Origin of the sequence: Streptomyces violaceoruber (genome assembly GCF_033406955.1) — a bacterium.
Taxonomy (GTDB): domain Bacteria; phylum Actinomycetota; class Actinomycetes; order Streptomycetales; family Streptomycetaceae; genus Streptomyces; species Streptomyces violaceoruber.
In genome coordinates this window covers 3520225-3546984 of the sequence record NZ_CP137734.1, presented here as the reverse complement: position 1 = coordinate 3546984, position 26760 = coordinate 3520225, and the positions used below count along the sequence as shown (strand labels likewise).

The 26760-nt window shown below is 70.4% G+C and carries 22 protein-coding genes and 1 riboswitch; of the genes, 17 read left to right on the top strand and 5 right to left on the bottom strand.

Going from position 1 to position 26760, the window contains the following annotated elements:
- The first annotated feature begins 8 nt into the window (after window positions 1-8).
- The 13 genes from R2E43_RS15620 to nuoN are packed head-to-tail and all read left to right on the top strand — an operon-like array spanning window position 9 to window position 15790.
- Window positions 9-563, top strand: coding sequence for a NuoB/complex I 20 kDa subunit family protein (locus tag R2E43_RS15620; protein ID WP_006133126.1), 555 nt, complete (start codon window positions 9-11; stop codon window positions 561-563).
- A complete protein-coding gene (locus R2E43_RS15615; RefSeq protein ID WP_011029733.1) occupies window positions 560-1315 on the top strand; it encodes an NADH-quinone oxidoreductase subunit C in 756 nt (251 codons plus the stop codon). The genes R2E43_RS15620 and R2E43_RS15615 overlap by 4 nt, the downstream gene beginning before the upstream one ends.
- Entirely contained in the window at window positions 1312-2634 is a 1323-nt protein-coding gene (locus tag R2E43_RS15610; protein ID WP_003974381.1) for an NADH-quinone oxidoreductase subunit D, read from the top strand. Before R2E43_RS15615 ends, R2E43_RS15610 begins: the two co-directional genes overlap by 4 nt.
- Window positions 2631-3503 (top strand): NADH-quinone oxidoreductase subunit NuoE, encoded by an 873-nt coding sequence (nuoE, locus tag R2E43_RS15605; protein ID WP_003974380.1) that lies wholly within the window; start codon window positions 2631-2633, stop codon window positions 3501-3503. Before R2E43_RS15610 ends, nuoE begins: the two co-directional genes overlap by 4 nt.
- Window positions 3500-4849, top strand: coding sequence for an NADH-quinone oxidoreductase subunit NuoF (gene nuoF, locus R2E43_RS15600; protein WP_003974379.1), 1350 nt, complete (start codon window positions 3500-3502; stop codon window positions 4847-4849). Before nuoE ends, nuoF begins: the two co-directional genes overlap by 4 nt.
- Window positions 4846-7377 carry an NADH-quinone oxidoreductase subunit G gene (locus R2E43_RS15595; RefSeq protein WP_319215617.1) on the top strand — a complete coding sequence of 844 codons (2532 nt, stop codon included), beginning with the start codon at window positions 4846-4848 and terminating at the stop codon, window positions 7375-7377. The genes nuoF and R2E43_RS15595 overlap by 4 nt, the downstream gene beginning before the upstream one ends.
- A complete protein-coding gene (nuoH, locus tag R2E43_RS15590; protein WP_319230973.1) occupies window positions 7374-8759 on the top strand; it encodes an NADH-quinone oxidoreductase subunit NuoH in 1386 nt (461 codons plus the stop codon). Before R2E43_RS15595 ends, nuoH begins: the two co-directional genes overlap by 4 nt.
- Window positions 8752-9429 (top strand): NADH-quinone oxidoreductase subunit NuoI, encoded by a 678-nt coding sequence (gene nuoI / locus R2E43_RS15585; protein WP_016327003.1) that lies wholly within the window; start codon window positions 8752-8754, stop codon window positions 9427-9429. The genes nuoH and nuoI overlap by 8 nt, the downstream gene beginning before the upstream one ends.
- On the top strand, window positions 9426-10283 hold the full coding sequence (locus tag R2E43_RS15580; RefSeq protein WP_011029738.1) for an NADH-quinone oxidoreductase subunit J: 858 nt from the start codon (window positions 9426-9428) through the stop codon (window positions 10281-10283). The genes nuoI and R2E43_RS15580 overlap by 4 nt, the downstream gene beginning before the upstream one ends.
- A complete protein-coding gene (gene nuoK, locus R2E43_RS15575; RefSeq protein ID WP_003974374.1) occupies window positions 10280-10579 on the top strand; it encodes an NADH-quinone oxidoreductase subunit NuoK in 300 nt (99 codons plus the stop codon). The genes R2E43_RS15580 and nuoK overlap by 4 nt, the downstream gene beginning before the upstream one ends.
- A gap of 14 nt (window positions 10580-10593) precedes the next feature.
- Window positions 10594-12558: an NADH-quinone oxidoreductase subunit L gene (nuoL, locus tag R2E43_RS15570; protein ID WP_003974373.1), complete on the top strand. Its 1965-nt coding sequence runs from the start codon at window positions 10594-10596 to the stop codon at window positions 12556-12558.
- A 5-nt stretch (window positions 12559-12563) separates the two neighbouring features.
- A complete protein-coding gene (locus tag R2E43_RS15565; protein ID WP_003974372.1) occupies window positions 12564-14135 on the top strand; it encodes an NADH-quinone oxidoreductase subunit M in 1572 nt (523 codons plus the stop codon).
- The gene (gene nuoN, locus R2E43_RS15560; RefSeq protein ID WP_003974371.1) at window positions 14132-15790 is read left to right on the top strand and encodes an NADH-quinone oxidoreductase subunit NuoN; all 1659 of its coding nucleotides are present in this window, start codon (window positions 14132-14134) and stop codon (window positions 15788-15790) included. Before R2E43_RS15565 ends, nuoN begins: the two co-directional genes overlap by 4 nt.
- Before the next feature lie 111 nt (window positions 15791-15901).
- Here nuoN and R2E43_RS15555 read toward each other — a convergent pair whose 3' ends face one another.
- A complete protein-coding gene (locus tag R2E43_RS15555) occupies window positions 15902-16501 on the bottom strand; it encodes a Uma2 family endonuclease (protein ID WP_011029739.1) in 600 nt (199 codons plus the stop codon).
- 232 nt (window positions 16502-16733) lie between these two features.
- On the opposite strand from R2E43_RS15555, the gene recQ reads away from it, so the two are divergent.
- Window positions 16734-18752 (top strand): DNA helicase RecQ, encoded by a 2019-nt coding sequence (recQ, locus tag R2E43_RS15550; RefSeq protein WP_265699004.1) that lies wholly within the window; start codon window positions 16734-16736, stop codon window positions 18750-18752.
- Between the two features lie 37 nt (window positions 18753-18789).
- On the opposite strand, the gene R2E43_RS15545 is transcribed toward recQ, so the two are convergent.
- The 3 genes from R2E43_RS15545 to fahA form a co-directional block, all read right to left on the bottom strand.
- Entirely contained in the window at window positions 18790-19014 is a 225-nt protein-coding gene (locus tag R2E43_RS15545) for a hypothetical protein (protein WP_404780990.1), read from the bottom strand.
- A 61-nt stretch (window positions 19015-19075) separates the two neighbouring features.
- Window positions 19076-20014, bottom strand: a complete 939-nt coding sequence (locus tag R2E43_RS15540; protein ID WP_011029742.1) for a M56 family metallopeptidase — start codon at window positions 20012-20014, stop codon at window positions 19076-19078.
- A gap of 306 nt (window positions 20015-20320) precedes the next feature.
- Window positions 20321-21586, bottom strand: coding sequence for a fumarylacetoacetase (gene fahA / locus R2E43_RS15535; RefSeq protein ID WP_191849794.1), 1266 nt, complete (start codon window positions 21584-21586; stop codon window positions 20321-20323).
- A gap of 453 nt (window positions 21587-22039) precedes the next feature.
- On the opposite strand from fahA, the gene R2E43_RS15530 reads away from it, so the two are divergent.
- Window positions 22040-22849, top strand: coding sequence for an HAD family hydrolase (locus R2E43_RS15530; RefSeq protein ID WP_003974366.1), 810 nt, complete (start codon window positions 22040-22042; stop codon window positions 22847-22849).
- A 23-nt stretch (window positions 22850-22872) separates the two neighbouring features.
- On the opposite strand, the gene R2E43_RS15525 is transcribed toward R2E43_RS15530, so the two are convergent.
- Window positions 22873-23364 (bottom strand): transglycosylase SLT domain-containing protein, encoded by a 492-nt coding sequence (locus R2E43_RS15525; protein WP_003974365.1) that lies wholly within the window; start codon window positions 23362-23364, stop codon window positions 22873-22875.
- A 4-nt stretch (window positions 23365-23368) separates the two neighbouring features.
- Window positions 23369-23534, bottom strand: a riboswitch (cyclic di-AMP (ydaO/yuaA leader).
- Window positions 23535-24218: 684 nt separating this feature from the next.
- On the opposite strand from R2E43_RS15525, the gene R2E43_RS15520 reads away from it, so the two are divergent.
- The gene (locus R2E43_RS15520) at window positions 24219-25229 is read left to right on the top strand and encodes a polyprenyl synthetase family protein (protein WP_003974364.1); all 1011 of its coding nucleotides are present in this window, start codon (window positions 24219-24221) and stop codon (window positions 25227-25229) included.
- Between the two features lie 258 nt (window positions 25230-25487).
- Entirely contained in the window at window positions 25488-26741 is a 1254-nt protein-coding gene (locus tag R2E43_RS15515) for a LolA family protein (protein WP_265699006.1), read from the top strand.
- The last annotated feature ends 19 nt before the right edge of the window (window positions 26742-26760 follow it).

The following is a 26760-nucleotide window of genomic DNA, read 5'->3' as shown; positions in this document are numbered from 1 at the left end:
CCATTGACATGGGACTCGAAGAAAAACTGCCGAGCGGCTTCCTGCTGACCACCGTCGAGCAGGCCGCGGGCTGGGTGCGCAAGTCGTCCGTCTTCCCGGCCACGTTCGGCCTCGCCTGCTGTGCCATCGAGATGATGACCACCGGCGCCGGCCGCTACGACCTGGCGCGCTTCGGCATGGAGGTCTTCCGCGGCTCGCCGCGGCAGGCGGACCTGATGATCGTCGCGGGCCGGGTCAGCCAGAAGATGGCGCCGGTGCTGCGGCAGGTCTACGACCAGATGCCGAACCCGAAGTGGGTCATCTCCATGGGGGTCTGCGCCTCCTCGGGCGGCATGTTCAACAACTACGCCATCGTCCAGGGCGTGGACCACGTCGTCCCCGTCGACATCTACCTCCCCGGCTGCCCGCCGCGGCCCGAGATGCTGATGGACGCCATCCTCAAGCTCCACCAGAAGATCCAGAGCTCCAAGCTCGGGGTCAACGCCGAGGAGGCGGCCCGCGAGGCGGAGGAAGCGGCGCTCAAGGCCCTGCCCACGATCGAGATGAAGGGGCTGCTGCGGTGAGCGACGCGAACAACACCGCGGGTGACGCGAACGAGGTCAACCCCGAGAAGGACCTGTCCGCGGAGAACCTCCCCGGCCAGCGGGGCCAGGGCGGCGAGGAGATCCGCGTCCAGCGCGGCATGTTCGGCGCCAACAACGGCGGCGACACCTCCGGCTACGGCGGCCTGGTCCGCTCCGTCCGGCTCCCCGGCCCGGCGAGCCGGCCCTACGGGGGCTGGTTCGACGAGGTCGCCGACGAACTCGAGGGCGCGCTGGAGGAGCAGGGTCTCCTGCCCGACAACGCCATCGAGAAGACGGTCGTCGACCGCGGCGAGCTGACCTTCCACATCGAGCGCGAGCACCTGGTCCGCGTCGCCCGCACCCTGCGCGACGACCCGGCCCTGCGCTTCGAACTGTGCACCGGCGTCAGCGGCGTCCACTACCCGCACGACAAGGGCCGCGAGCTGCACGCCGTCTACCACCTGCGCTCGATCACCCACAACCGGCTGATCCGCCTCGAAGTCAGCGCCCCCGACGGCGACCCGCACATCCCGTCGCTGGTCTCCGTCTATCCGACGAACGACTGGCACGAGCGCGAGACGTACGACTTCTTCGGCATCGTCTTCGACGATCACCCGGCCCTGACGCGGATCATGATGCCGGACGACTGGCAGGGCTTTCCGCAGCGCAAGGACTACCCCCTCGGCGGCATCCCCGTCGAGTACAAGGGCGCCCAGATCCCGGCTCCGGACCAGCGGAGGTCGTACTCGTGAGCACTTCCCACGCCTCCCCGAGGGAGACGACCGAAGGCACCGTCTACACGGTCACCGGCGGTGACTGGGACGAGGTCGTCCAGTCCGCGGCCCGCGCCGACGACGAGCGCATCGTCGTCAACATGGGTCCGCAGCACCCGTCCACGCACGGCGTGCTCCGCCTCATCCTGGAGATCGACGGCGAGACGGTCACCGAGGCCCGCTGCGGCATCGGCTACCTGCACACCGGCATCGAGAAGAACCTCGAGTACCGGACCTGGACGCAGGGCACCACGTTCGTGACGCGCATGGACTACCTGACGCCGTTCTTCAACGAGGCGGCGTACTGCCTGGGCGTCGAGAAGCTCCTCGGCATCGACGACCAGATCCCCGACCGGGCCACGATCATCCGGGTCCTGCTGATGGAGCTGAACCGGCTCTCCTCGCACCTGGTGGCCATCGCCACCGGCGGCATGGAGCTGGGCGCCACCACGATCATGATCTACGGCTTCCGCGATCGTGAACTGATTCTCGACATCTACGAGCTGATCACCGGCCTCAGGATGAACCACGCGTACATCCGCCCGGGCGGCCTCGCCCAGGACCTGCCGCCGGGCGCCGTGGACCAGATCCGCGAGTTCGTGAAGAAGATGAACAAGAACCTCCCGGAGTACGACAAGCTCGCCACCGGGAACCCCATCTTCAAGGCCCGCATGCAGGACGTCGGCTACCTCGACCTGGCCGGCTGCATGGCGCTCGGCGCCACCGGCCCCGTCCTGAGGTCCACCGGTCTCCCGCACGACCTGCGCAAGACCCAGCCGTACTGCGGCTACGAGACGTACGACTTCGACGTCCCGACCGCCGACACCTGCGACTCCTACGGCCGCTTCCTGATCCGGCTGGAGGAGATGCGCCAGTCGCTCAGGATCGTCGAGCAGTGCCTGGACCGGCTCCAGCCCGGCCCGGTCATGGTCGCCGACAAGAAGATCGCCTGGCCCGCCCAGCTCGCCCTGGGACCGGACGGCCTGGGCAACTCCCTCGACCACATCAAGAAGATCATGGGCACCTCCATGGAGGCCCTGATCCACCACTTCAAGCTGGTCACCGAGGGCTTCCGGGTACCGCCGGGACAGGTGTACACGGCGGTCGAGTCCCCCAAGGGCGAACTGGGGGTGCACGTCGTCTCCGACGGCGGCACCCGCCCCTTCCGGGTCCACTTCCGCGACCCGTCCTTCACCAATCTGCAGGCCATGGCGGCGATGTGCGAGGGCGGCCAGGTCGCCGACGTCATCGTCGCGGTGGCGTCCATCGACCCCGTGATGGGAGGCGTCGACCGGTGACCACCTCTTCTTCGGAGCGGGGCGTCAGCCTGGGCATGCCGGAACTGCCCGCGCCCGCCTACCCGGACGACGTCCGGGCCCGGCTGGAGACCGATGCGCGCGAGATCATCGCCCGCTACCCGGACTCCCGGTCCGCCCTCCTGCCGCTGCTGCACCTCGTGCAGTCGGAGGAGGGACACGTCACGCGCACCGGGATGCAGTTCTGCGCGGACGTGCTGGACCTCACCACGGCCGAGGTCACCGCGGTCGCCACCTTCTACACCATGTACCGGCGCCGGCCGAGCGGCGACTACCAGGTGGGGGTCTGCACCAACACGCTGTGCGCGGTGATGGGCGGCGACGCCATCTTCGAGTCCCTCCAGGACCACCTCGGCGTCGGCAACGGCGAGACCACCGAGGACGGCAAGGTCACCCTGGAGCACATCGAGTGCAACGCGGCCTGCGACTTCGCGCCGGTCGTGATGGTCAACTGGGAGTTCTTCGACAACCAGACCCCGGCGAGCGTCAAGGCCCTCGTCGACGACCTGCGCGCGGGACGGCCGGTGACGCCGACGCGCGGTGCTCCCCTGTGCACCTTCAAGGAGACCGCCCGGATCCTGGCGGGCTTCCCCGACGAGCGGGACGGCGCCGTCGCGGCCGGCGGCAGCGCGGGTCCCGCCTCCCTGGCCGGCCTGAGGCTGGCGAAGGGCGAAGCGTCCGCCGCGCGCGTGGTGCACCCGCGGGACGGCGGACCGCACGACGCGCCGCAGGACCGGGCCGTGCACGACCCGTCCCCGACGGAACACCTCAGCTCGCACGACGCGCCGCAGGACACATCGGCATCCGACCCTTCCAACCCGGCAGGGCCTACCGCCGAGGAGGGGGAGTGATGACCGTGGCAGCCGAGATCAGGGGCAGCAACCCGGAGAAGCTGCTCGCACCCGTGCTGTCGGCCTTCTGGGACGAGGACGAGTCGTGGACTCTCGACGTCTACCGGAGGCACGAAGGGTACGAGGGGCTCCGCAAGGCGCTGGCGATGGCGCCGGACGACCTGATCGCGTACGTCAAGGAGTCCGGTCTGCGTGGACGCGGCGGTGCCGGGTTCCCGACGGGGATGAAGTGGCAGTTCATTCCTCAGGGGGACGGCAAGCCTCACTATCTAGTTGTCAACGCCGACGAATCGGAGCCCGGGACCTGCAAGGACATCCCGCTCCTCTTCGCGAACCCGCACAGCCTCATCGAGGGCATCGTCATCGCGTGTTACGCCATCAGGTCTTCGCATGCCTTCATCTATCTGCGTGGTGAAGTCGTCCCAGTGCTGCGGCGGTTGCACGAGGCCGTGCGCGAGGCCTACGCGGCCGGCTTCCTCGGCGAGAACATCCTGGGCAGCGGACTCGATCTCACCCTCACCGTGCACGCGGGCGCGGGCGCGTACATCTGCGGTGAGGAGACCGCACTGCTCGACTCGCTCGAAGGCCGCCGGGGTCAACCGCGGCTCCGTCCCCCCTTTCCTGCCGTCGCGGGCCTCTATGCGTGCCCGACTGTGGTGAATAACGTCGAATCGATCGCTTCAGTTCCCGCGATCCTGAACAAGGGCAAGGACTGGTTCAGGTCGATGGGCAGCGAGAAGTCCCCGGGCTTCACGCTCTACTCGCTCAGCGGCCACGTCGCGGGCCCCGGCCAGTACGAGGCCCCGCTCGGCATCACGCTGCGCCAGCTCCTCGACATGAGCGGCGGCATGCGCCCCGGCCACCGGCTCAAGTTCTGGACGCCCGGCGGGTCCTCGACGCCGATGTTCACCGACGAGCACCTCGACGTCCCCCTCGACTACGAGGGAGTGGGCGCCGCCGGTTCCATGCTCGGCACCAAGGCGCTCCAGTGCTTCGACGAGACGACCTGCGTCGTGCGGGCCGTCACCCGCTGGACCGAGTTCTACGCCCACGAGTCCTGCGGCAAGTGCACACCGTGCCGCGAAGGCACGTACTGGCTCGTCCAGTTGCTGCGCGACATCGAGGCCGGCAAGGGACAGATGTCCGACCTCGACAAGCTGAACGACATCGCCGACAACATCAACGGCAAGTCCTTCTGCGCCCTCGGCGACGGTGCCGCCTCGCCGATCTTCTCCTCGCTCAAGTACTTCCGCGAGGAGTACGAGGAGCACATCACGGGCCGCGGCTGCCCCTTCGACCCGGCCAAGTCGACGGCCTGGGCCGACCGCACGGAGGTGAAGGCATGACCGTGACCACCAGTACTCCCTCGGGAGGGGGAGCGGCGGCGGTCCCGCCGGAGGATCTCGTCACGCTGACGATCGACGGCGCCGAGATCAGCGTGCCCAAGGGCACCCTGGTCATCCGGGCCGCCGAGCAGCTCGGCATCGAGATCCCCCGGTTCTGCGACCACCCCCTCCTCGACCCGGCCGGCGCCTGCCGCCAGTGCATCGTCGAGGTCGAGGGCCAGCGCAAGCCCATGGCGTCCTGCACCATCACCTGCACCGACGGCATGGTGGTCAAGACGCAGCTCACCTCGCCCGTCGCCGAGAAGGCCCAGCACGGGGTGATGGAGCTGCTGCTCATCAACCACCCGCTGGACTGCCCGGTCTGTGACAAGGGCGGCGAGTGCCCCCTGCAGAACCAGGCCATGTCGCACGGCCAGTCCGACTCCCGCTTCGAGGGCAAGAAGCGGACCTACGAGAAGCCCGTGCCGATCTCCACGCAGGTCCTGCTCGACCGCGAGCGCTGCGTGCTGTGCGCCCGCTGCACCCGGTTCTCCAACCAGGTCGCGGGCGACCCGATGATCGAGCTGATCGAGCGGGGCGCGCTCCAGCAGGTCGGCACCGGCGAGGGCGACCCCTTCGAGTCGTACTTCTCCGGCAACACGATCCAGATCTGCCCCGTCGGCGCCCTGACCTCGGCGGCCTACCGGTTCCGCTCCCGCCCCTTCGACCTGATCTCCTCGCCGTCGGTGTGCGAGCACTGCTCCGGCGGCTGCGCGACCCGCACCGACCACCGGCGCGGCAAGGTCATGCGGCGCCTCGCGGCCAACGAGCCCGAGGTCAACGAGGAGTGGATCTGCGACAAGGGGCGCTTCGGCTTCCGGTACGCCCAGCAGCGCGACCGGCTCACCACGCCCCTGGTGCGCAACGCCGAGGGCGAGCTGGAGCCGGCCTCCTGGCCGGAGGCGCTCCAGATCGCCGCGCAGGGACTGCTCGCCTCCAGGGGCCGCACCGGCGTCCTGACCGGCGGACGGCTCACCGTCGAGGACGCCTACGCGTACAGCAAGTTCGCGCGCGTGGCGCTCGACACCAACGACATCGACTTCCGCGCGCGCGTGCACAGCGCCGAGGAGGCCGACTTCCTGGCCGCCCACGTCGCCGGACGGGGCCGCGACCTTGGGGGCAGCTCCCGGACGGAGTCCGGGGGAGGCACCGGTGTCACGTACACGTCGCTGGAGAAGGCGCCCGCCGTCCTGCTGGTCGGCTTCGAGGCCGAGGAGGAGGCGCCCGGCGTCTTCCTCCGGCTGCGCAAGGCCTGGCGCAAGCACGGGCAGAAGGTCTTCTCGCTCGCCACGCACGCCACGCGAGGCCTGGAGAAGGCGGGCGGCACCCTGCTCCCCGCCGCTCCCGGCACCGAGACCGAGTGGCTGGACGCCCTCGCCAGCGGCGTCGGCCTGGAGGAGGGCGGCACCCAGGCCGCCGAGGCCCTGCGCGCCGAGGGCGCCGTGATCGTCGTCGGTGAACGGCTGGCGTCCGTGGCCGGTGGCCTCACCTCCGCCGTACGGACCTCGGCGGCGACCGGCGCCCGGCTGGTGTGGATCCCGCGCCGGGCCGGGGAGCGCGGCGCCATCGAGGCGGGCGCGCTGCCGTCGCTGCTGCCCGGCGGACGCCCGGCGACCGACCCGCGCGCGCGTGAGGAGGTCGCCGCCCTGTGGGGCCTGGCCGACCTGCCGCACCGCTACGGGCGCGACACCGGCGAGATCGTCGAGGCCGCGGCCCGGGGCGAACTCCAGGCGCTGCTCGTGGCGGGCGTGGAGGTCGCCGACCTGCCCGACCCCACGCGCGCGCGTGCGGCCCTGGACGAGGCCGGGTTCGTGGTGTCGCTGGAGCTGCGGCCCAGCGAGGTCAGCGAACGCGCCGACGTGGTCCTGCCCGTCGCCGCGGTCGCCGAGAAGCCCGGCACCTTCCTCAACTGGGAGGGCAGGGTGCGCTTCTTCGAGGCCGCCCTCAAGCCCGACCAGATGACCCGGCCTCCGGCTCCCACCGACGCCCGCGTCCTGCAGATGCTGGCCGACGCCATGGACGTACACCTCGGCCTGCCCGATCTGCGCACCACGCGCGCGGAGATCGACCGGCTCGGCGCCTGGGACGGGCCGCGGGCCGGTGAGCCGCTGCAGACCGCGAGCGCGCTGCCGCGGCCGGCCGCGGGAGAGGCCGTACTGGCCGGGCACCGGCTCCTGCTCGACCAGGGGCTGCTGCAGCAGGGCGACGAGGCACTCGCAGGCACCCGGCACGCCGCCCACGCGCGGCTGTCGGCCGCGACCGCCGCCGAGGCGGGCGTCAAGGACGGCGACGTCCTCGCCGTCACGGGCCCCGCCGGAGCCGTCGAACTCCCGCTGCAGGTCACCGAGATGCCCGACCGGGTGGTCTGGCTTCCGCTGAACTCGGCAGGCTCCGGCGTCGCCTCCGACGCCGGGGTGCTGCCCGGAACCCTCGTCCGCATCGGTCCGGCGACGCCCGCGGGCGCCGCCCCCAAGGAGGTGGAGGCATGAGCCCGTACCTCGCCGCTGAAGACCTGTCGATGTTCGGCACCGACCCCTGGTGGCTGGTGGTCATCAAGGCGGTGTTCTGCTTCGCCTTCCTGATGGTGACCGTGCTGTTCTCCATCGTGTGGGAGCGCAAGGTCGTCGCCTGGATGCAGCTGCGCATCGGCCCGAACCGGCACGGACCCTGGGGCATGCTCCAGTCGCTCGCCGACGGCATCAAGCTGATGCTCAAGGAAGACGTCATCGTCAAGCGCGCCGACAAGGCGGTCTACGTCCTCGCGCCGATCGTGGCGGCCATCCCGGCCTTCATGGCGATCGCGGTGATCCCCTTCGGGCCGGCCGGCAACGAGGTCTCGATCTTCGGCCACCGCACCGCCATGCAGCTCACCGACCTGCCGATCGCCATGCTGTTCATCCTGGCGGTCGCCTCGGTCGGCATCTACGGCATCGTGCTCGCCGGCTGGAGCTCCGGATCGACGTACCCGCTGCTCGGCGGACTGCGCTCCTGCGCCCAGATGATCTCCTACGAGATCGCGATGGGCGCCGCGTTCGCCTCGGTGTTCCTCTACTCCGGTTCGATGTCCACCTCGGAGATCGTCGCCCAGCAGGACGACCGCTGGTACATCGTGCTGCTGCCGGTCTCCTTCATCCTGTACATCGTCACGATGGTCGGGGAGACCAACCGCGCCCCCTTCGACATGCCCGAGTCCGAGGGCGACCTGGTGGGCGGCTTCAACACCGAGTACTCGTCGATCAAGTTCGCGATGTTCATGCTCGCCGAGTACGTGAACATGGTGACGGTCTCGGCGGTCGCCACCACGCTGTTCCTCGGCGGCTGGCGGGCCCCCTGGCCGATCAGCACCTTCTGGGAGGGCGCCAACCACGGCTGGTGGCCGCTGCTCTGGTTCGTGGTCAAGGTCCAGCTGCTGCTGTTCTTCTTCATCTGGCTGCGCGGCACCCTGCCCCGGGTCCGCTACGACCAGTTGATGAAGCTCGGCTGGAAGGTCCTCATCCCGGTCTCCCTGGTCTGGCTCATGCTGGTCGCGACCGTGCGGGCGCTCAGGAACGAGAACTACGGCTTCAGCGACATCGCCCTCTACATCGGCGGCGGCGTCCTGGTCCTGCTGCTGTTGTCCTTCCTCGTCGACATGTACCGCGACAAGGGCGGCAAGGCCGCCGAGACCGAGACCGGAACCGGGACGGAGACCGCCTTCGACCCGATGGCCGGCGGATTCCCGGTCCCGCCGATGCCCGGACAGCAGGTGCCGCCGGTGCCCAGGCGCCGTCCCCGCCGGGAGCGGGAGCTGATTGTCAGTGGTGGGCCCGATACTCACAGTGACGGCCCTGCGGGCGGACCTACGGATGGAAAGGAGGCGTCCGATGGCTGAGGAACGCGAAGAACACAGGGACAACACGGAACACGTGGACCACAAGGGGACCGACCCCGGATTCATGAACCCCGTGGCCGGCTTCGGCGTGACCTTCAAGGCCATGTTCAAGAAGCGGCTGACCGAGCAGTACCCGGAGCAGCAGAAGACCACCGCTCCACGCTTCCACGGACGGCACCAGCTCAACCGCCATCCGGACGGCCTGGAGAAGTGCGTCGGCTGCGAGCTGTGCGCCTGGGCCTGTCCCGCCGACGCCATCTACGTGGAGGGCGCGGACAACACCGACGAGGAGCGCTACTCGCCGGGCGAGCGGTACGGCCGCGTCTACCAGATCAACTACGCCCGCTGCATCCTGTGCGGCCTGTGCATCGAGGCGTGCCCCACGCGCGCGCTGACGATGACCAACGAGTTCGAGCTGGCCGACTCCAGCCGCGCCAATCTCATCTTCACCAAGGAGCAGCTGCTCGCCGGTCTCGAGGAGGGCATGGTCGACTCGCCGCACGCCATCTACCCGGGCACCGACGAGCAGGACTACTACCGGGGCCTGGTCACCGAGGCCGCGCCCGGCACGGTCCAGCAGGTCGCCCACTCCAAGGGGGAGGTCGTCCAGGAGGGCGACTCCACCTTCGGCGCGACCGAGCCGGCGTCGGAGGAGGTGATCCGCCGATGAGCGCGCAGCTCGCCGCCGCGGCGACCCTCTCCGCCGGCACCTCCACCGGAGAGGCCGTCCAGTTCTGGATCCTCGGCACGGTCGCGGTGATCGGCGCCCTGTGCACCGTCTTCATGAAGAAGGCCGTGCACAGCGCGCTGTGCCTCGCCGGGACGATGATCGTCCTGGCGGTGTTCTACCTCGCCAACGGCGCCTACTTCCTCGGCATCGTGCAGATCGTCGTCTACACCGGCGCCATCATGATGCTGTTCCTGTTCGTGGTGATGCTCGTCGGTGTCACCGCGGCGGACTCCCTGAAGGAGACCATCAAGGGCCAGCGCTGGCTGGCCCTGCTGTCCGGGCTCGGCTTCGGCATCCTGCTGATCGCCGGTATCGGCAACGCCTCCGTCTCCGAGTTCACCGGTCTCGCCCAGGCCAACGCGAACGGCAACGTGGAGGGCATCGCGTCCCTCATCTTCACCAAGTACGTCTTCGCCTTCGAGATCACCGGTGCCCTGCTCATCACGGCCGCCGTCGGTGCGATGGTGCTCACCCACCGCGAGCGCACCGAGCGCGCCAGGACCCAGCGCGAGCTGTCCGAGCAGCGCATCCGCGACGGCAAGCACCTGCCGCCGCTGCCGGCACCCGGCGTGTACGCCCGGCACAACGCGGTCGACATCGCGGGGCTGCTGCCCGACGGCACCCCCTCCGAGCTGACCGTCAGCAAGACGCTGCGCGAGCGGGGCCAGATCCGCGACGTGTCGATGGAGGCGCTGGGCGACCTGAAGGCGCTGGAGCAGCGGGCCGAGGACCGGCTGGAACGCAAGGCGGTCGGCCCCGACAACTCCAAGCAGTCCGAGGAGGCGTCGAAGTGAACCCCGTCAACTACCTGTACCTCGCGGCCCTGCTGTTCACGATCGGTGCCACCGGCGTGCTGATCCGGCGCAACGCGATCGTGGTCTTCATGTGCATCGAGCTGATGCTCAACGCCTGCAACCTCGCGTTCGTCGCCTTCTCCCGCATGCACGGCAACCTCGACGGCCAGATCATCGCCTTCTTCACGATGGTCGTCGCCGCCGCGGAGGTCGTGGTCGGGCTCGCGATCATCGTGTCCCTGTTCCGTTCCCGCCACTCGGCCTCGGTCGACGACGCCAGCCTGATGAAGCTGTGAGGGGCTGCTGAAACGTGGAGAACCTGATTGCGCTGCTGGTGGCGGCGCCCCTGCTAGGAGCGGTCGTCCTGCTGTGCGGCGGACGCCGGCTGGACCGCGTCGGCCACTGGATCGGCACGCTGCTGGCCGCCGTGTCCTTCGTGCTCGGCGTCGTCCTCTTCGCCGACCTGCTCGGCAGCGGCGCCGAGGACCGCACCCTGACGCAGCACCTGTTCAGCTGGATCCCGGTGGAGGGATTCCAGGCCGACGTCGCCTTCCGGCTCGACCAGCTGTCGATGACGTTCGTCCTGCTGATCACCGGCGTCGGCTCGCTCATCCACCTGTACTCGGTCGCGTACATGGAGCACGACGAGCGCCGCCGCCGCTTCTTCGGCTACCTGAACCTGTTCCTCGCGGCGATGCTGATCCTCGTCCTCGCCGACAACTACCTGCTGCTGTACGTCGGCTGGGAGGGCGTCGGCCTCGCCTCCTACCTGCTGATCGGCTTCTGGCAGCACAAGCCCAGCGCCGCCACCGCCGCGAAGAAGGCCTTCCTGGTCAACCGCGTCGGCGACATGGGCCTGTCCATCGGCATCATGCTGATGTTCCTGTGGTTCGGCACCTTCGCCTTCGGGCCGGTGCTCGGCGGCCACGGGGAGGCCGGACTGGCGGCCGGGGCGGACGAGGGCAAGCTCACCGCGATCGCCCTGATGCTGCTGCTCGCCGCCTGCGGCAAGTCCGCCCAGGTGCCGCTGCAGTCCTGGCTCGGGGACGCGATGGAGGGCCCGACCCCGGTCTCGGCCCTCATCCACGCCGCGACCATGGTGACGGCGGGCGTGTACCTGATCGTCCGCTCCGGCGCGATCTTCAACGGCGCGCCCGACGCGCAACTGGTGGTCACCATCGTGGGCGCGGTCACGCTGCTCTTCGGTGCGATCGTCGGTTGTGCCAAGGACGACATCAAGAAGGCCCTGGCCGGTTCGACCATGTCGCAGATCGGCTACATGGTGCTCGCCGCGGGCCTCGGCCCGATCGGCTACGTCTTCGCGATCATGCACCTGGTCACCCACGGCTTCTTCAAGGCCGGGCTGTTCCTCGGCGCCGGCTCCGTCATGCACGGCATGAACGACGAGGTCGACATGCGCCGCTACGGCGGACTGCGCAAGTACATGCCGGTCACCTTCGTCACCTTCGGCCTCGGCTACCTCGCCATCATCGGCTTCCCGGGCCTGTCCGGCTTCTTCTCCAAGGACAAGATCATCGAGGCGGCGTTCGCCAAGGGCGGCACCGAGGGCTGGATCCTCGGCGCCTGTGCCCTGCTGGGCGCGGCCATCACCGCGTACTACATGACACGCGTGATGCTGATGACGTTCTTCGGCGAGGAGCGCTGGCGCAACGCCCCGACGCCGTCGCCCGCGAAGCCGGACGTGGAGCCCGCCGCCGAGACACGCGGCACGTACGAACCGCCGCACCCGCACGAGTCGCCGGGGCTCATGACGATCCCGATGATCGTGCTGGCCGTCGGATCGGTCGGGGCCGGTGCCTTCTTCAGCATCGGCGACCGCTTCATGCACTGGCTGGAGCCCATCACCGGGCACAGCCACGGCGACTCCCCGATCAGCGCCGGGGCGGTCACCGGGGCGACGGTGGCCTGCATGGTCATCGGCGTCGCCGTCGCCTGGGCGCAGTACGGGCGCCGTCCGGTCCCGGCCGTCGCCCCGCGCGGGTCGCTGCTCACCCGGGCCGCCCGGCGGGACCTGCTCCAGGACGACTTCAACCACGTCGTCCTGGTCCGTGGCGGCGAGCACCTGACGCGCTCCCTGGTCTACGTCGACCACACCGTGGTCGACGGAGTCGTCAACGGGACGGCGGCCTCGGTCGGCGGCCTGTCCGGGCGGATGCGCAGGCTGCAGAACGGCTTCGCGCGCTCGTACGCGGTCTCGATGTTCGGCGGTGCGGCACTCCTCGTCGCCGCGACCCTGCTGATGAGGGCGGTCTGATACCGATGTCCTTTCCCCTGCTGACAGTCACGGCGGCCCTCCCGGCCGTCGGGGCGATCGCCACGGCAGCCGTGCCGGCCGCGAAACGCACCGCGGCCAAGTGGCTGGCGCTGCTGGTCTCGCTGGCCACGCTCGGGCTGGCGATCGCGGTCCTGGTCCGCTTCGACCCCGACGGCGACCGCTACCAGCTCACCGAGTCCCATTCCTGGATTGCGGACTTCGGCGTCCGGTACGAACTGGGCGTGGACGGCATCGCGGTGGCGCTGATCGCCCTGACCGCCCTGCTGATCCCGTTCATCATCCTCGCGGGCTGGCACGACGCCGACCCGCTGGAGACCGGCAGCAGCCGGTGGCGGCCGACACAGGGCTTCTTCGCCCTGATCCTGGCCGTCGAGGCGATGGTGATCATCTCTTTCGAGGCCACCGACGTCTTCCTCTTCTACATCTTCTTCGAAGCCATGCTGATCCCGCTGTACTTCCTGATCGGCGGCTTCGGGGACCGGGCGCACGAGCACGGTGAGAAGACGGCGGCGACCCAGCGGTCGTACGCCGCGGTGAAGTTCCTCCTCTACAACCTGGCCGGCGGTCTGATCATGCTGGCCGCGGTGATCGGCCTGTACGTGGTCGCCGGGAACTTCTCGCTCACCGAGATCGCCGAGGCGCGGGCCAACGGCTCGCTGGACATGGCGACCAGCACCGAGCGCTGGCTGTTCCTCGGCTTCTTCTTCGCCTTCGCGGTGAAGGCGCCGCTGTTCCCGCTGCACACCTGGCTGCCCAACGCCATGGGGGAGTCGACCGCGCCGGTCGCCGTGCTCATCACGGCGGTCGTCGACAAGGTCGGCACCTTCGCGATGCTCCGCTTCTGCCTCCAGCTCTTCCCGGAGGCCAGCAAGTGGGCGACGCCGGTCATCCTGGTCCTGGCGGTCATCAGCATCATCTACGGCGCGCTGCTCGCGGTCGGCCAGCGCGACATCAAGCGGCTGATCGCCTACGCGTCGATCTCGCACTTCGGCTTCATCATCATGGGCATCTTCGCGATGACCAGCCAGGGCCAGTCCGGCGCCACGCTGTACATGGTCAACCACGGCATCTCGACCGCCGTGCTGATGCTGATCGCCGGATTCCTGATCTCGCGGCGCGGCTCGCGGCTCATCGCCGACTTCGGCGGCGTGCAGAAGGTCGCCCCGATCCTGGCCGGCACCTTCCTGATCGGCGGCCTCGCGACCCTCTCCCTGCCGGGGCTCGCGCCCTTCGTCAGTGAGTTCCTGGTCCTGGTCGGCACGTTCACGCGCTATCCGGTGATCGGCATCATCGCCACCCTCGGCATCGTCCTCGCCGCGCTCTACACCCTCGTTCTCTACCAGCGGACGATGACGGGCCCGGTGAAGGCCGAGGTGAACGGGATGCCCGACCTGCGGGTGCGCGAGCTGGTGGTCGTGGCACCGCTGGTGGCGCTGCTGATCTTCCTGGGCGTCTTCCCGAAGCCCGTGACGGACATCGTCAACCCGGCGGTGGAGCAGACCATGTCCGACGTACACAAGACGGACCCCCAGCCTGAGGTGGAGGCGGCCAAGTGAGCGCAACAGCCGTCCACAGCCTGTGGACAACGGCGGCGACGGCGGCCGACCCGATCGCCAAGATCGACGCACCGAAGATCGAGTACGGACAGTTGTCGCCCGTCCTCATCGTCCTCGGCGCGGCGATCATCGGAATCCTGGTCGAGGCCTTCGTGCCGCGCAGGTCCCGCTACTACGCGCAGATGTTCGTGTCCGCCGTCGCCCTGGTCGCGGCGTTCGCGGCGATCGTCGCGCTCGCGGCGGGCGGATACGGCACGACCAAGGCCGGGATCGCGGCGATGGGTGCCGTCGCCGTCGACGGACCGGCCCTGTTCCTCCAGGGCACCATTCTGCTGACCAGCCTGGTCGGCCTGTTCACCTTCGCCGAGCGGCGCCTCGACCCGGAGCAGCACGGCAACCGTGTCGACTCCTTCGCCGCGCAGGCGGCCGCCGTGCCCGGCAGCGAGAGCGAGCAGAAGGCGGTCAAGGCCGGCTTCACCACGACGGAGGTCTTCCCGCTCCTTCTCTTCGCCGTCGCCGGCATGCTGGTCTTCCCGGCGGCCAACGACCTGCTGACGCTCTTCGTGGCGCTGGAGGTCTTCTCCCTCCCGCTGTACCTGCTGTGCGCGCTGGCCCGCCGCAAGCGGCTCATGTCGCAGGAGGCGGCGGTCAAGTACTTCCTGCTCGGCGCCTTCGCCTCCGCGTTCACCCTGTTCGGCATCGCTCTGCTCTACGGCTACGCGGGCTCGATGTCGTACGGCACGATCGCCCAGGTCGTCGACGGCACCGTGCAGAACGTCACCCCGGCGCTCGCCGACACCATGGGCAACGACGCGCTGCTCCTCGTCGGCTCCGCGCTGATCGTCATGGGCCTGCTGTTCAAGGTGGGCGCCGTGCCGTTCCACATGTGGACACCGGACGTGTACCAGGGCGCGCCGACGCCGGTGACCGGCTTCATGGCAGCGGCGACCAAGGTGGCCGCCTTCGGCGCCCTGCTCCGCATCCTGTACGTCGTCCTGCCCGGCCTGCGCTGGGACTGGCGGCCGGTGATGTGGGGCGTGGCGATCGTCACGATGCTGGCCGGCGCGATCGTCGCGATCACGCAGACCGACATCAAGCGGCTGCTGGCGTACTCGTCGATCGCGCACGCGGGCTTCATCCTCGCCGGTGTGATCGCGACCACACCGGAGGGCATCTCGTCCGTCCTCTTCTACCTGGCCGCGTACTCCTTCGTCACGATCGGCGCCTTCGCGGTCGTCACGCTGGTCCGCGACGCGGGCGGCGAGGCGACGCACCTGTCGAAGTGGGCCGGGCTCGGGCGCAGGTCGCCGCTGGTGGCGGCGGTCTTCGCGGTGTTCCTGCTGGCCTTCGCCGGTATCCCGCTGACCTCCGGTTTCTCCGGGAAGTTCGCCGTGTTCAAGGCGGCGGCGGAGGGCGGCGCGGCCCCGCTGGTCGTGATCGGTGTGATCTCGTCGGCGATCGCCGCGTTCTTCTACATCCGGGTGATCGTGCTGATGTTCTTCAGCGAGCCGCGTCCGGAGGGCCCGACGGTCGCGGTGCCGTCACCGCTGACGATGACGGCGATCGCCGTGGGCGTGGCGGTCACGGTGGTGCTCGGCGTGGCGCCCCAGTACTTCCTGGACCTGGCGGGTCAGGCGGGGGTGTTCGTGCGCTGACGCTGCGCTTGCGGCTTTGCGGCTTTGCGGCTTTGAGGCTTCACGGCTTCACGGCTGTGGTCCGGCACCTCTCTTCGAGGAGGTGCCGGACCACAGCCGTGTGTGCCCGGGCTACTCGCCGCCGCGGCGCGGTTTGACGGCCGTCAGATCCAGGTCCATCGGGAAGGGCGCGCTCACCTTCATGCGTTCGCGGAAGATGCCGACGCTGGTGTAGGCACGGGTGGTGGGCTCCAGCTCGAAGGCGTGGACGACGGCGAGACCCTTCTCGTTCTCCACCCGCCAGTAGTGGGCGATACCGGCCCGGGCGTACTTCAGGGGCTTGGTCTCGCGGTCGCGGGACACCGATTCGGGGGAGACGACCTCGACGGCCAGGGTGACGGCCTCGGCGGGGTAGCGGGTCTGCTCCGGGTCGTCCACCACGTCGCCTCGCACGACGATCACATCGGGCTCGGGCCGGTTCTGCCGGTCGATGTCGATGGTGAACTCGCGGATGACCTCGAACTCCTCTGGCGCGAGGGACTGGAGCTGCCAGTTGAAGAAGTCGACAGCGCGTGAGTGGAAAAGAGTCTGCGGACTCACGAAGACGAGGCTGCCGTCGATCAGCTCCGTGTGCGGAGGCAGGTTCGGAAGCCGGTCCAGGTCGTCCGCGGTCCAGCCGCCCTCCGGCGGAGTCGGCCAGTCGGGTGCGGACGCCTTCGGTGAGACGCTCATCAGTGCTCCCATGGGACGGAGTCTCGCGGGTGCAATCAGACTATCCGCCGGAATCAGGCAGGTCTCCCGCGAACGTGTGAACGATCGACGTGTCCTTGACGCGGGCCGCGTCGGGCAGCCTGTGGATAACTCCCGGGCTGTCGGCGCGGACCCCTATCGTTGAGGCAGTGGTCGGGGCAGGACGGACCAGACAGGCCGGACGGGCGAGGTAGTACGTACGGGGGACCAGACGATGGGCGGGACGGGCGTGATCGGCGAGATGGCAGAGACGGCGCAGGTGAGGGACGGGGACAGCGAGGCGCTGGCCACCCTGCACCGGGTCTTCGGGTACGACGCCTTCCGCGGCGAGCAGGAGGCGATCGTCGAGCACGTGATCGCCGGCGGCGACGCCGTGGTGCTCATGCCCACCGGCGGCGGAAAGTCCCTGTGCTACCAGATTCCGTCCCTGGTCAGGCCGGGTACCGGCATAGTGGTCTCGCCGCTGATCGCGTTGATGCAGGACCAGGTCGACGCGCTGCGGGCGCTCGGCGTGCGGGCCGGGTTCATGAACTCCACGCAGGACTTCGACGAGCGGCGCGTGACCGAGGCCGAGTTCCTCGCCGGCGAGCTGGACCTGCTGTACCTGGCTCCCGAGCGGCTGCGCCTGGACAGCACCCTCGACCTGCTCTCCCGCGGCAAGATCTCCCTCTTCGCCATCGACGAGGCGCACTGCGTCTCCCAGTGGGGCCACGACTTCCGGCCCGACTACCTCTCCCTGTCACTGCTGGGCGAGCGCTGGCCGGACGTGCCCCGGCTCGCGCTCACGGCGACGGCCACCGACGCCACCCACCGCGAGATCACCGAGCGGCTGCACATGCCGGCGGCGCGGCACTTCGTGGCCAGCTTCGACCGGCCCAACATCCAGTACCGGGTCGTGCCGAAGTCCGATCCCAAGAAGCAGCTGCTGAGCTTCCTGCGGGAGGAGCACCCGGGCGACGCGGGCATCGTGTACTGCCTCTCGCGCAACTCGGTCGACAAGACCGCCGAGTTCCTGTCGCGCAACGGTGTCGAGGCGGTGCCGTACCACGCGGGTCTGGACGCGGGCACCCGCGCGGCGCACCAGTCGCGGTTCCTGCGCGAGGAGGGCCTGGTGGTCGTGGCCACCATCGCCTTCGGCATGGGCATCGACAAGCCGGACGTGCGGTTCGTCGCCCACCTCGACCTGCCGAAGTCGGTCGAGGGCTACTACCAGGAGACCGGTCGTGCGGGGCGCGACGGCCTGCCCTCCACGGCCTGGATGGCGTACGGCCTCAACGACGTCATACAGCAGCGCAAGCTGATCCAGTCCGGCGAGGGCGACGAGGCGTTCCGCCGCCGGGCCCAGTCCCACCTGGACGCCATGCTCGCCCTGTGCGAGACCGCCCGGTGCCGCCGGGGTCAGCTCCTCGCCTACTTCGGCCAGGACCCGGACGGGTCCGCCTGCGGCAACTGCGACACCTGCCTGACCCCGCCCGAGACCTGGGACGGCACGGTGGCGGCGCAGAAGGTGCTGTCGACGGTGGTGCGGCTGAAGCGGGAGCGCGGGCAGAAGTTCGGTGCCGGGCAGATCATCGACATCCTGCTGGGCAAGCGCACCGCCAAGGTCATCCAGTTCGACCACGACCAGCTCTCCGTGTTCGGCATCGGCGAGGAGCTGACCGAGGGCGAGTGGCGGGGCGTCGCCCGGCAGCTGCTGGCCCAGGGCCTGCTCGCGGTCGAGGGGGAGTACGGCACGCTGGTGCTGACCGACACCAGCGGTGAGGTCCTGCGGCGGGAGCGGGAGGTGCCGCTGCGCAAGGAGCCCAAGAAGCCCGCCGCGGCCAAGTCGGCGGGCGGCGGACGCAGCGAGCGCAAGGCGAAGGCGGCCGCGGCCGAGCTGCCGGCGGAGCTGGTCCCCGCCTTCGAGGCGCTGCGCGCCTGGCGCGCGGAACAGGCCCGAGAGCAGGGCGTCCCGGCGTACGTCATCTTCCACGACGCCACCCTGCGGGAGATCGTCACCGTGTGGCCCACCTCGGTCGGGCAGCTCGGGGGCATCAGCGGGGTCGGCGAGAAGAAGCTGGCGACGTACGGCGAGGGCGTGGTCGAGGCGCTGGCGGGGCTGGAGGGGCCGGGTTCCGCCCCGGCGCCCGCGCCCGCCCCGTCCGACGGACCGGGAACCGGTTCGGGTGCGAAGGCCGGCGCGGTCGACTGGCCCGAGCACGAGCCGGAGCCCGAGCCCGACGACTGGATATAGGGGGTAGGCCGAGGCCGGCCCTCACACCCGCCGCGCGTCACAGAGCCCGGGTCGCGTACGCCCTGCCGGCGGCGTCCGTGTCGCCCGTGGTCGTCGCGAGTGCCGTCCGGGCGTCCTCGGCGGCGTCCGTGTGCCGGGTCGGGGCGAGGACGGCCGCCTTGCGGACGTCGGCATTCCGGTCGGCGCGGGCCTTGGCGAGGACGGGGACCGCGCGGTCGGGGCCCGCGCACCGCCTCGATGCGCACCGGGGCGTCGAGATCACCGAGCGGCGAACGTGTCGGCGTGGCCCAGCCGCAGGATGCGCGGCAGATCGAGGGCGGCGGCTAGGCCAGGGCGGTCAGGCCCGGGGCGAAGGTGATGAGGAGGGGGATGAGCGGGACCAGGGCAGCCGTTGCCGTGGTCAGGGCCCGGTGGCGGCGGGGCAGGCGAGGGCGGGGTTCCAGGAGGCGGTCGACGCGTTCGCCGAGGAGGCGGTGGCTGGAGGCGCAGGAGAGGACACCGCGGTGCTGGTTCAGCTCGATCAGGGCCAGCGCGGTGGTCAGGTGGCCGCAGCGGCGGGAGGCGGTGTCGTCGGCCGAGAGCTCGACCAGCCGGTGGGTCTGGTCGCAGAAGTGGGCGAAGAGCGGCACGCTCGGGAAACCGGTGGCCAGGGCGGTCGACAGGTGCAGCAGCCAGTCGTGGCGGGCCCGGGCATGGCCTCGCTCGTGGGTGAGGACGGCGTCGAGCTGATGGTCGGTGAGGCGGTGCAGGGCGCCGGTGGTGACGATCAGCTGGGGCGGGCTGCCGGGCATCCACCACGCGTCCGGGTACTCGTCCTCCAGGACCAGCAGCGGACCACGTGCCGCCGGGAGCCCGGCGGGCAGGTCGGGGGCGCGCTCGCGCAGGTGGGCGCGGGACCGGGCGCGTCGGCGGCGGGCCTCGACCAGCTCGCGGGCGAGCATCGCGGTCGTCCAGGCGGCCCCGGCCGCCAGCAGCAGGGTGAGGGCGGCCGCCCAGACCGGGCCGGCGGAGAGGTTGTACGCCGCGGTCACCGCGGGTGGCGCCGGGGCGAAGAGCTGGGCGCGGACGGTCCCGAAGACGGCGGTGGCGCCGAGGGTGAGTGCCGTCAGACAGCACAGCAGCACCGTCGCGACCAGGCACTGCCACACCCACAGCCCGACCACGGGATCCCGCTCCGGCCACGCGGAACGGGTCAGCGCGCGGGGCACCGGCACCGCGGCGGTCACGGCGACGACGAACAGCAGGAGCAGGCAGACGGTCATGCCACTGGCTCCGGATCCTGGTCGAAGGATGGGCGGATCTGGCCGTACAGGGGTGGTGCTGGGCCGGGCCGTGTGCGCACACCGCCCGACGCCAGTATGACGGGGCCGGGCGGTGTGAGTCAGGTGTCGGCGGGCACCGGTTCCGGAACCGGGGCGTACGGACCTCGGGCGTATGGACCTCGGGTGTACGGACCGTGGGAGTACGGACGTTGGACGTACACGTACAGGCCCTGGGCGTACAGGCGGGTATACAGGCCCCGCATCCCGTCGGCCGTGGCCGTAGCCGTGGCCGTCGCGCCCGAACCGTCAGACGCCCTGTTCGACCCCCCGGCCGACCACGCGCCCGGTCACCTCTCCCAGCCCCACCCGGACACCGTCCGGGCCCGGGGCCCAGGCCGACAGGGTCACCACGTCGCCGTCCTCCAGGAACGTCCGCTTGCCGTCGGGGAGTTCCAGCGGGTCGCGGCCGTTCCAGGTCAGTTCGAGCAGCGAACCCCGCTCCCGCTCGGTGGGCCCGCTCACCGTGCCCGAGCCGTAGAGGTCGCCGGTGCGCAGCGAGGCTCCGTTGACCGTCATGTGGGCCAACTGCTGGGCGGCCGTCCAGTACATGGTGGAGAACGGCGGCTCGGAGACGACGTGGCCGTTGACGGCGACGGAGATCCGCAGGTCGTAGCCGCCGGGGGCGTCCTGGTCGGTGTCCGTGTCGTCCAGGTAGGGCAGCAGCTCGTGCGTGCGCTCGGGCGGTGCCACCCGGGCCTCCTCCAGCGCGTCCAGCGGGGTGATCCACGCCGACACCGACGTGGTGAAGGACTTGCCGAGGAACGGACCGAGGGGGACGTACTCCCAGGCCTGGACGTCCCGCGCGGACCAGTCGTTGAGCAGGCAGAGCCCGAAGACGTGCTCGCGGAAGTCGCCGAGCGCGACCGGACTGCCCAGTTCGGACGGCACACCCACGACGAAGCCGACCTCCGCCTCGATGTCGAGCCGGACGGACGGACCGAAGACGGGTGCGGCGTCGGCCGGGGCCTTGCGCTGCCCCGACGGGCGCACGACGTCCGTGCCCGAGACGACGACCGTGCCGGAGCGGCCGTGGTAGCCGATCGGGAGGTGCTTCCAGTTCGGGGTGAGGGAGTCGGCGGCGTCGGGGCGGAAGATCTGGCCGACGTTGCGGGCGTGGTTCTCGGAGGCGTAGAAGTCGACGTAGTCGGCGACCTCGAAGGGCAGATGCAGGGTCACCGACGACAGCGGGTGGAAGAACGGCTCCAGGGTCTCGCGGTGGGAGGGCACCGTCACCCACGCCGTCAGCGCGCGCCGCACGTCCGACCACGCCGTGCGCCCGGCCGCCAGCAGCGGGTTGAGGGTGGGCTGCGCGAGGAGGGCCGCGTACGGCGAGCCGAGCGCGTGGGCCGCCGCCCCCGCGTCGAGGACGTGGTCGCCCAGCCGGACGCCCACCGTCCGGTCCGTCCGGTCCGTCCGGTCCGTCCGGTCGAGCGAGCCGGGGATCGAGAACACGCCGTACGGAAGGTTGTGCGGGCCGAAGGGGTCGCCCTCGGGGACATCGAAGGGGGGCATCGGGTGCTGCCTCGCTTTCGTGCTCGCCATGTGCGCCGTGCGCGCCGTGTGTGCCGTTGTGTGACGGCGGTTGTACTGAGTGTGTCAAGTGTGCCGGGGTGCGGTGTATGCCGTTGTGTCACGTGATCGGGGTGCGTCACGTGACGCACGCGGTCGGGCCACACGTTACGGGTGACGTGCCGCTCTTGGGCAGTGCCGCCGAAGGCGGCGGCGGCCGGTCCGGGTTCGGGGGCGGAAGGCACCGCCGCGAGCGCCCGGAGGGCAGGTGGCGTGCCATGCCGCCGCCAACCGGTGCACAGGCCCCGAACCGGCTTTAGCCGATGATGTGTCAGGTTTCGGACATCATCGGGCGTCGTCGTGCAACGCCGTGCGGGTTCGAGCGCACTCGCTACGCCCTCGTTCGGAAGCGGTCACGGGTGAGTCCGACGGGTGCCGTGTCCGTATTCTCTGATCATGGACCGCACCGCATATTCACTCGTCGCCACCGACCTGGACGGCACGCTGCTCCGAGGCGACGACACCGTCTCCGACCGGTCGCTGGCCGCGCTGGCACGGGTAGCCGGGGCGGGTGCGCGCCACCTGGTGGTGACGGGGCGCCCGGCCCCCCGGGTGCGCCCGCTGCTCGACCGGCTCGGCTGCACGGGACTCGCAGTGTGCGGACAGGGTGCGCAGGTCTACGACGCCGGCGCGCACCGGATGCTGTGGTCGGTCACCCTGGACCGGGAGCTGGCCGAGACCGCGCTCGGCAAGATCGAGGCCGAGGTGGGCCAGGTGCACGCGGCCGTGGACCAGGACGGCGTCGACGGACTGACGCTCATCGAGCCGGACTACCTGATGCCCCACCCGACGCTGCCCGCGGTGCGCGTCGAGCGGCGGGCGCAGCTGTGGTCCACGCCGATCAGCAAGGTGCTGCTGCGCCACCCCGAGCTGACCGACGACGAACTGGCGGCGACGGCTCGCGCGGTGGTCGGCTCCCTCGCGACGGTCACCATGTCGGGGCCCGGCACGGTGGAGCTCCAGCCCTGCGGCATCACCAAGGCCACCGGTCTGGCGCTGGCCGCCGAGCACCTGGGTCTGGAGCGGCGGCGGACGATCGCCTTCGGGGACATGCCCAACGACATCCCGATGTTCCAGTGGGCGGCCCACGGTGTGGCCATGGCCGGCGCGCACCCCGAACTCAAGGCGGTGGCCGACGAGGTCACCACGACGAACGAGGACGACGGCGTGGCCGTCGTCCTCGAGCGGATCTTCGGTACCTCTTAGGCGAGGTTCGGGCGGCGTACGGCTCAGTACGCGCTGAAGACGTTGTCCATCGAGCCGTAGCGGTCGGCCGCGTAGTTGCAGGCGGCGGTGATGTTGGCGACCGGGTCGTACGGGTCCCAGGAGGTGCCCTCGACGTGGTAGGCCTGGAAGGTCGGGTCGATCACCTGGAGCAGACCCTTGGACGGGGTGCCGTTGATGGCGTTGATGTCCCAGTTGTTGATGGCGAGCGGGTTGCCGGAGGACTCACGCATGATGTTGCGGTGAATGCCCTCGTAGGTCCCGGGGATGCCGTGCTGGGCCATGATGTCGAGCGACTCGCGGATCCAGCCGTCGAGGTTGTCCGGGTAGGCCGTGGCCGCCGTGGTGGCGGTCGTGGCGGCGGCCGGGGTGGCCGCGGAGGCGGTGGTGGCGCCGATGAGCGGCAGCGCCAGCACCGCGGCACCGGTGCCGGCCACGGCGAGCTTGCGGGCGAGGCGGCTGGTGCGGGCGTGACGGTTCTGACCGTTGGCAGACATGCGGTGTCCCTCTCCTTACGCCTGCGAGGTGAGCTGTCGGGTTCGGGCGGGGAGGTGCCCGGCCGTGCCCTGACGGGTACGGCTTCACCCCGAGCCGCTCCGGTGGTGACCGGTGCGGCGACTTACCTGGGTCCCCCGCTCCTGCCTGCGAGTTTGTTGGATGGATGACTGTGCGACGGGCGGTGGCAGGATTCGGCGTCCACCCGACAGGCCGGGAACGTATGCGAGAGCACATGTCCGGAACAAGTGCAGGAATCACCCAACGTGCCTGTTGACCTTGTTCTGAGGCCTATGAGGCTCTTGATCCTTTGCTGCTGCCAATCCCCAACTGGCTTGCGGGGCAAAGGGAGGGCACAGGTTCCGGTCGGGTTGCCTGCGGGTCGCCCGGAGTGAGCCAACTCACTGGCTTCAACAAGCACGGCAAATGGGGCATTAACCCCAACTGGGCGCCAATGGGCTGCGGGTGGGGACGGCTTCGGGTGTCGGGCGGGGAGGGGTGGGAAGCGGGGAAGGGGAGAGGGCGGCGGAGGGGGAGCGAATAAGGAAGGGGTGGGCGTGTCGATCGGGTGACGTTCTCGAAGTGCGGGCCGTTGGGAGGAGTGATGGGGTCTTTGGTGGCGGCTCCGGCCCGTTCGCCCTCCGGCTCCGGCTCGTCCCCTCTGGCGATATCAATCAAAATCTGCTCATATCACCTGATCAAAAACATACCGTTCATGATCCGATACCGACCAGCCTGTAACGGTGGGCGCTAGCGGTGATCGAAACGTGACCGGATACGCTGACTTGAGTGGTGGCAGCGACCTATCGACAAACCAGGTAATCGCCAGTAGACACCAGCAGACAGGAGACCCCTCGTGACCGTCGTCGGGCCGTTCGGGCTGAGCGTGCGGGACCAGGCTCTGGAAGCCGATGTCCAGGCCGGATTGGTTGCTGTCGAGGAAGGGTTGCTTGAGGCAACCAAAAGCGAGGTGCCGTTCATCACGGAGGCCGCCCAGCACCTGGTGCGGGCCGGCGGGAAACGGTTCCGGCCGCTGCTGGTGATGCTCTCGGCCCAGTTCGGAGACCCCTACGCCCCCGGGATCGTGCCCTCGGCCGTGGTCGTGGAGCTGACCCACCTGGCCACGCTGTACCACGACGACGTGATGGACGAGGCCGCCGTGCGGCGCGGGGTGCCCAGTGCGAACACCCGCTGGGACAACTCGGTCGCGGTCCTCACCGGCGACTTCCTGTTCGCCCGTGCCTCCCAGATCCTCGCCGACCTCGGCCCCGAGGCGGTCCGTGTCCAGGCCCTCGCCTTCGAACGGCTGGTCACCGGTCAGATCCTGGAGACGGCCGGCCCGCAGGACGGCCGCGACCCGGTCGACCACTACCTGGACGTGCTGGGCGGCAAGACGGGCTCCCTGGTGGCGGTCTCCTGCCGGTTCGGCGCGATGATGTCCGGCGCCGACGAGACGGTGGTGGACGTCCTCACCCAGTACGGCGAGCGGCTCGGCGTCGCCTTCCAGCTCGCCGACGACGTCCTGGACATCGCCTCCGACTCCGACGAGTCCGGCAAGACGCCCGGCACGGACCTGCGCGAGGGCATCCCCACCCTGCCCGTGCTGCGGCTGCGCGAGCGGGCGGCCCGGCTGGGGCTCGCCGAGGACCTCGCGCTGTGCGAGCTGCTCGACTCCGACCTGAGCGACGACGCGCGGCACGCCGAGGCGCTGCGCCTGCTGCGCGCCCACCCGGCGCTGGAGCAGGCCCGCCGGGACACCGTCCGGTACGCGGAGGAGGCCCGGGCGGCACTGGCCCCGCTGCGCGAATGCGACGCGAAGGCCGCGCTGGTGGAGCTGTGCGACGCGGTGGTCCACCGGGCCGGCTGACCGCCCTTTGCGGTCCGTCGCCGCCTCCGCGGTCCGCGTCGGCCCCTACGGGCCGGGGGAGTCGGCACCCCTGCGTGTCATCCCGCAGGAGTAGGCGGAGTTGAGCCCGCGGTCTGACGCTTGTGCTCCGGCGATTTGGTCAGATGGACACCACGGAAAAACACCAATCCTCACCGATTCGGGTGAGAATGGCGGCTCACGGGTGAACGAGTGCGAGGTCGCGAGACAGCCGCCGCCGACGACGGAGGTAGGGCACACATGGCACCGATCGATTCCGACGACAACACGACCGCCGGGGCGGGCGAGGAGCTGCGGGCCGGACGGCGCAAGGCCGCGCGGTACGTCGTCCCGGTCGCGGTGATGGGAGTGGCGGCCGCGACGATCGGGCTCGTCCCCGCGCTCGCCGACTCCGGCGACCCCGACCTGCCGAAGGTCACGGCGGAGCAGCTCATAGAGAAGATCGCCAAATCGGACGTCCAGCAGCTGTCCGGCACGGTGCGCATCAGCACCGACCTGGGTCTGCCGGACCTCGGCGGGCTGGAGAGCGGCCTGATGTCCGGAATGTCCGGGGGTCCGGGCTCCGGCGGGGACGACGAGGGCTCCGCCGCCGACCCCTCGGCCAAGCTCACCGAGCTGGTGTCCGGCAGCCACACGCTGCGCGTCGCGGCCGACGGCCCCGACCGGCAGAAGCTGTCCCTGCTGGAGAACGCCGCCGAGTACAGCCTGATCCACAACGGCAAGGACGTCTGGGGCTACGACAGCCGGTCCAACGAGGTCTACCACTCCACCGCCGCCGACGGCGCCGAGCGGCCGGAGAAGGACGTGCCGGGCCAGGACGTGCCGGCCACCCCGAAGGACTTCGCCGACCAGGCGCTCAAGGCGGTCGACGACACCACGTCCGTGACCGTCGGCGGTACCGCGCAGGTGGCCGGCCGGGACGCCTACCGCCTGGTCGTCGAGCCCAAGCAGGACGGATCCACGGTCGGTGCGATCACCGTGGCGGTGGACGCCGAGACCGGCACGCCGCTGAAGTTCACCCTGACCCCGGCGAGCGGCGGCGCCGCCGTCGTGGACGTGGGCTTCACCAAGGTCAGCTTCGCCAAGCCGGACGCGTCGACGTTCGACTTCACGCCGCCCGAGGGGGCCAAGGTCACCGAGGCCGACGAGGCCGGCCGGCGGGCCGGAGCCCCGGAGCACGGCCGCGGGGCCGAGGGCGGGCTCGCCAAGGGGATGAACGGCCTCGAGGTCATCGGCGAGGGCTGGAACTCGATCGCCGCCTTCGACACCGGCGCCCAGGGCGGCCTGCCCACGGACTCCGCGGGCGACCTGGGCGGCCTGGGCGACCTGGGTGGCTTCCTCGGCTCCTTCGGCGACCAGGTCAAGGGCGACTTCGGCTCGGGCACGGTCTTCAAGACCCGCCTGGTCAACGCCCTGATCACGGACGACGGCAAGGTCTACGCCGGTGCGGTCACCAAGGACGCGCTGGTGAAGGCGGCCGACGCCGCGAAGTAGGACCCCGCAGCACCCCCAC

What these genes read in the sequence shown, in the direction of transcription:
- R2E43_RS15580 (WP_011029738.1), top strand. Translation starts at nt 9,426, where the DNA reads ATGAGCGCGCAGCTCGCCGCCGCGGCGACCCTCTCCGCCGGCACCTCC.
- fahA (WP_191849794.1), bottom strand. Translation starts at nt 21,586, where the DNA reads ATGCCCCCCTTCGATGTCCCCGAGGGCGACCCCTTCGGCCCGCACAAC.
- R2E43_RS15555 (WP_011029739.1), bottom strand. Translation starts at nt 16,501, where the DNA reads ATGAGCGTCTCACCGAAGGCGTCCGCACCCGACTGGCCGACTCCGCCG.
- R2E43_RS15540 (WP_011029742.1), bottom strand. Translation starts at nt 20,014, where the DNA reads ATGACCGTCTGCCTGCTCCTGCTGTTCGTCGTCGCCGTGACCGCCGCG.
- nuoI (WP_016327003.1), top strand. Translation starts at nt 8,752, where the DNA reads ATGGCTGAGGAACGCGAAGAACACAGGGACAACACGGAACACGTGGAC.
- R2E43_RS15530 (WP_003974366.1), top strand. Translation starts at nt 22,040, where the DNA reads ATGGACCGCACCGCATATTCACTCGTCGCCACCGACCTGGACGGCACG.
- recQ (WP_265699004.1), top strand. Translation starts at nt 16,734, where the DNA reads ATGGGCGGGACGGGCGTGATCGGCGAGATGGCAGAGACGGCGCAGGTG.
- R2E43_RS15525 (WP_003974365.1), bottom strand. Translation starts at nt 23,364, where the DNA reads ATGTCTGCCAACGGTCAGAACCGTCACGCCCGCACCAGCCGCCTCGCC.
- nuoH (WP_319230973.1), top strand. Translation starts at nt 7,374, where the DNA reads ATGAGCCCGTACCTCGCCGCTGAAGACCTGTCGATGTTCGGCACCGAC.
- R2E43_RS15595 (WP_319215617.1), top strand. Translation starts at nt 4,846, where the DNA reads ATGACCGTGACCACCAGTACTCCCTCGGGAGGGGGAGCGGCGGCGGTC.
- R2E43_RS15565 (WP_003974372.1), top strand. Translation starts at nt 12,564, where the DNA reads ATGTCCTTTCCCCTGCTGACAGTCACGGCGGCCCTCCCGGCCGTCGGG.
- R2E43_RS15515 (WP_265699006.1), top strand. Translation starts at nt 25,488, where the DNA reads ATGGCACCGATCGATTCCGACGACAACACGACCGCCGGGGCGGGCGAG.
- R2E43_RS15620 (WP_006133126.1), top strand. Translation starts at nt 9, where the DNA reads ATGGGACTCGAAGAAAAACTGCCGAGCGGCTTCCTGCTGACCACCGTC.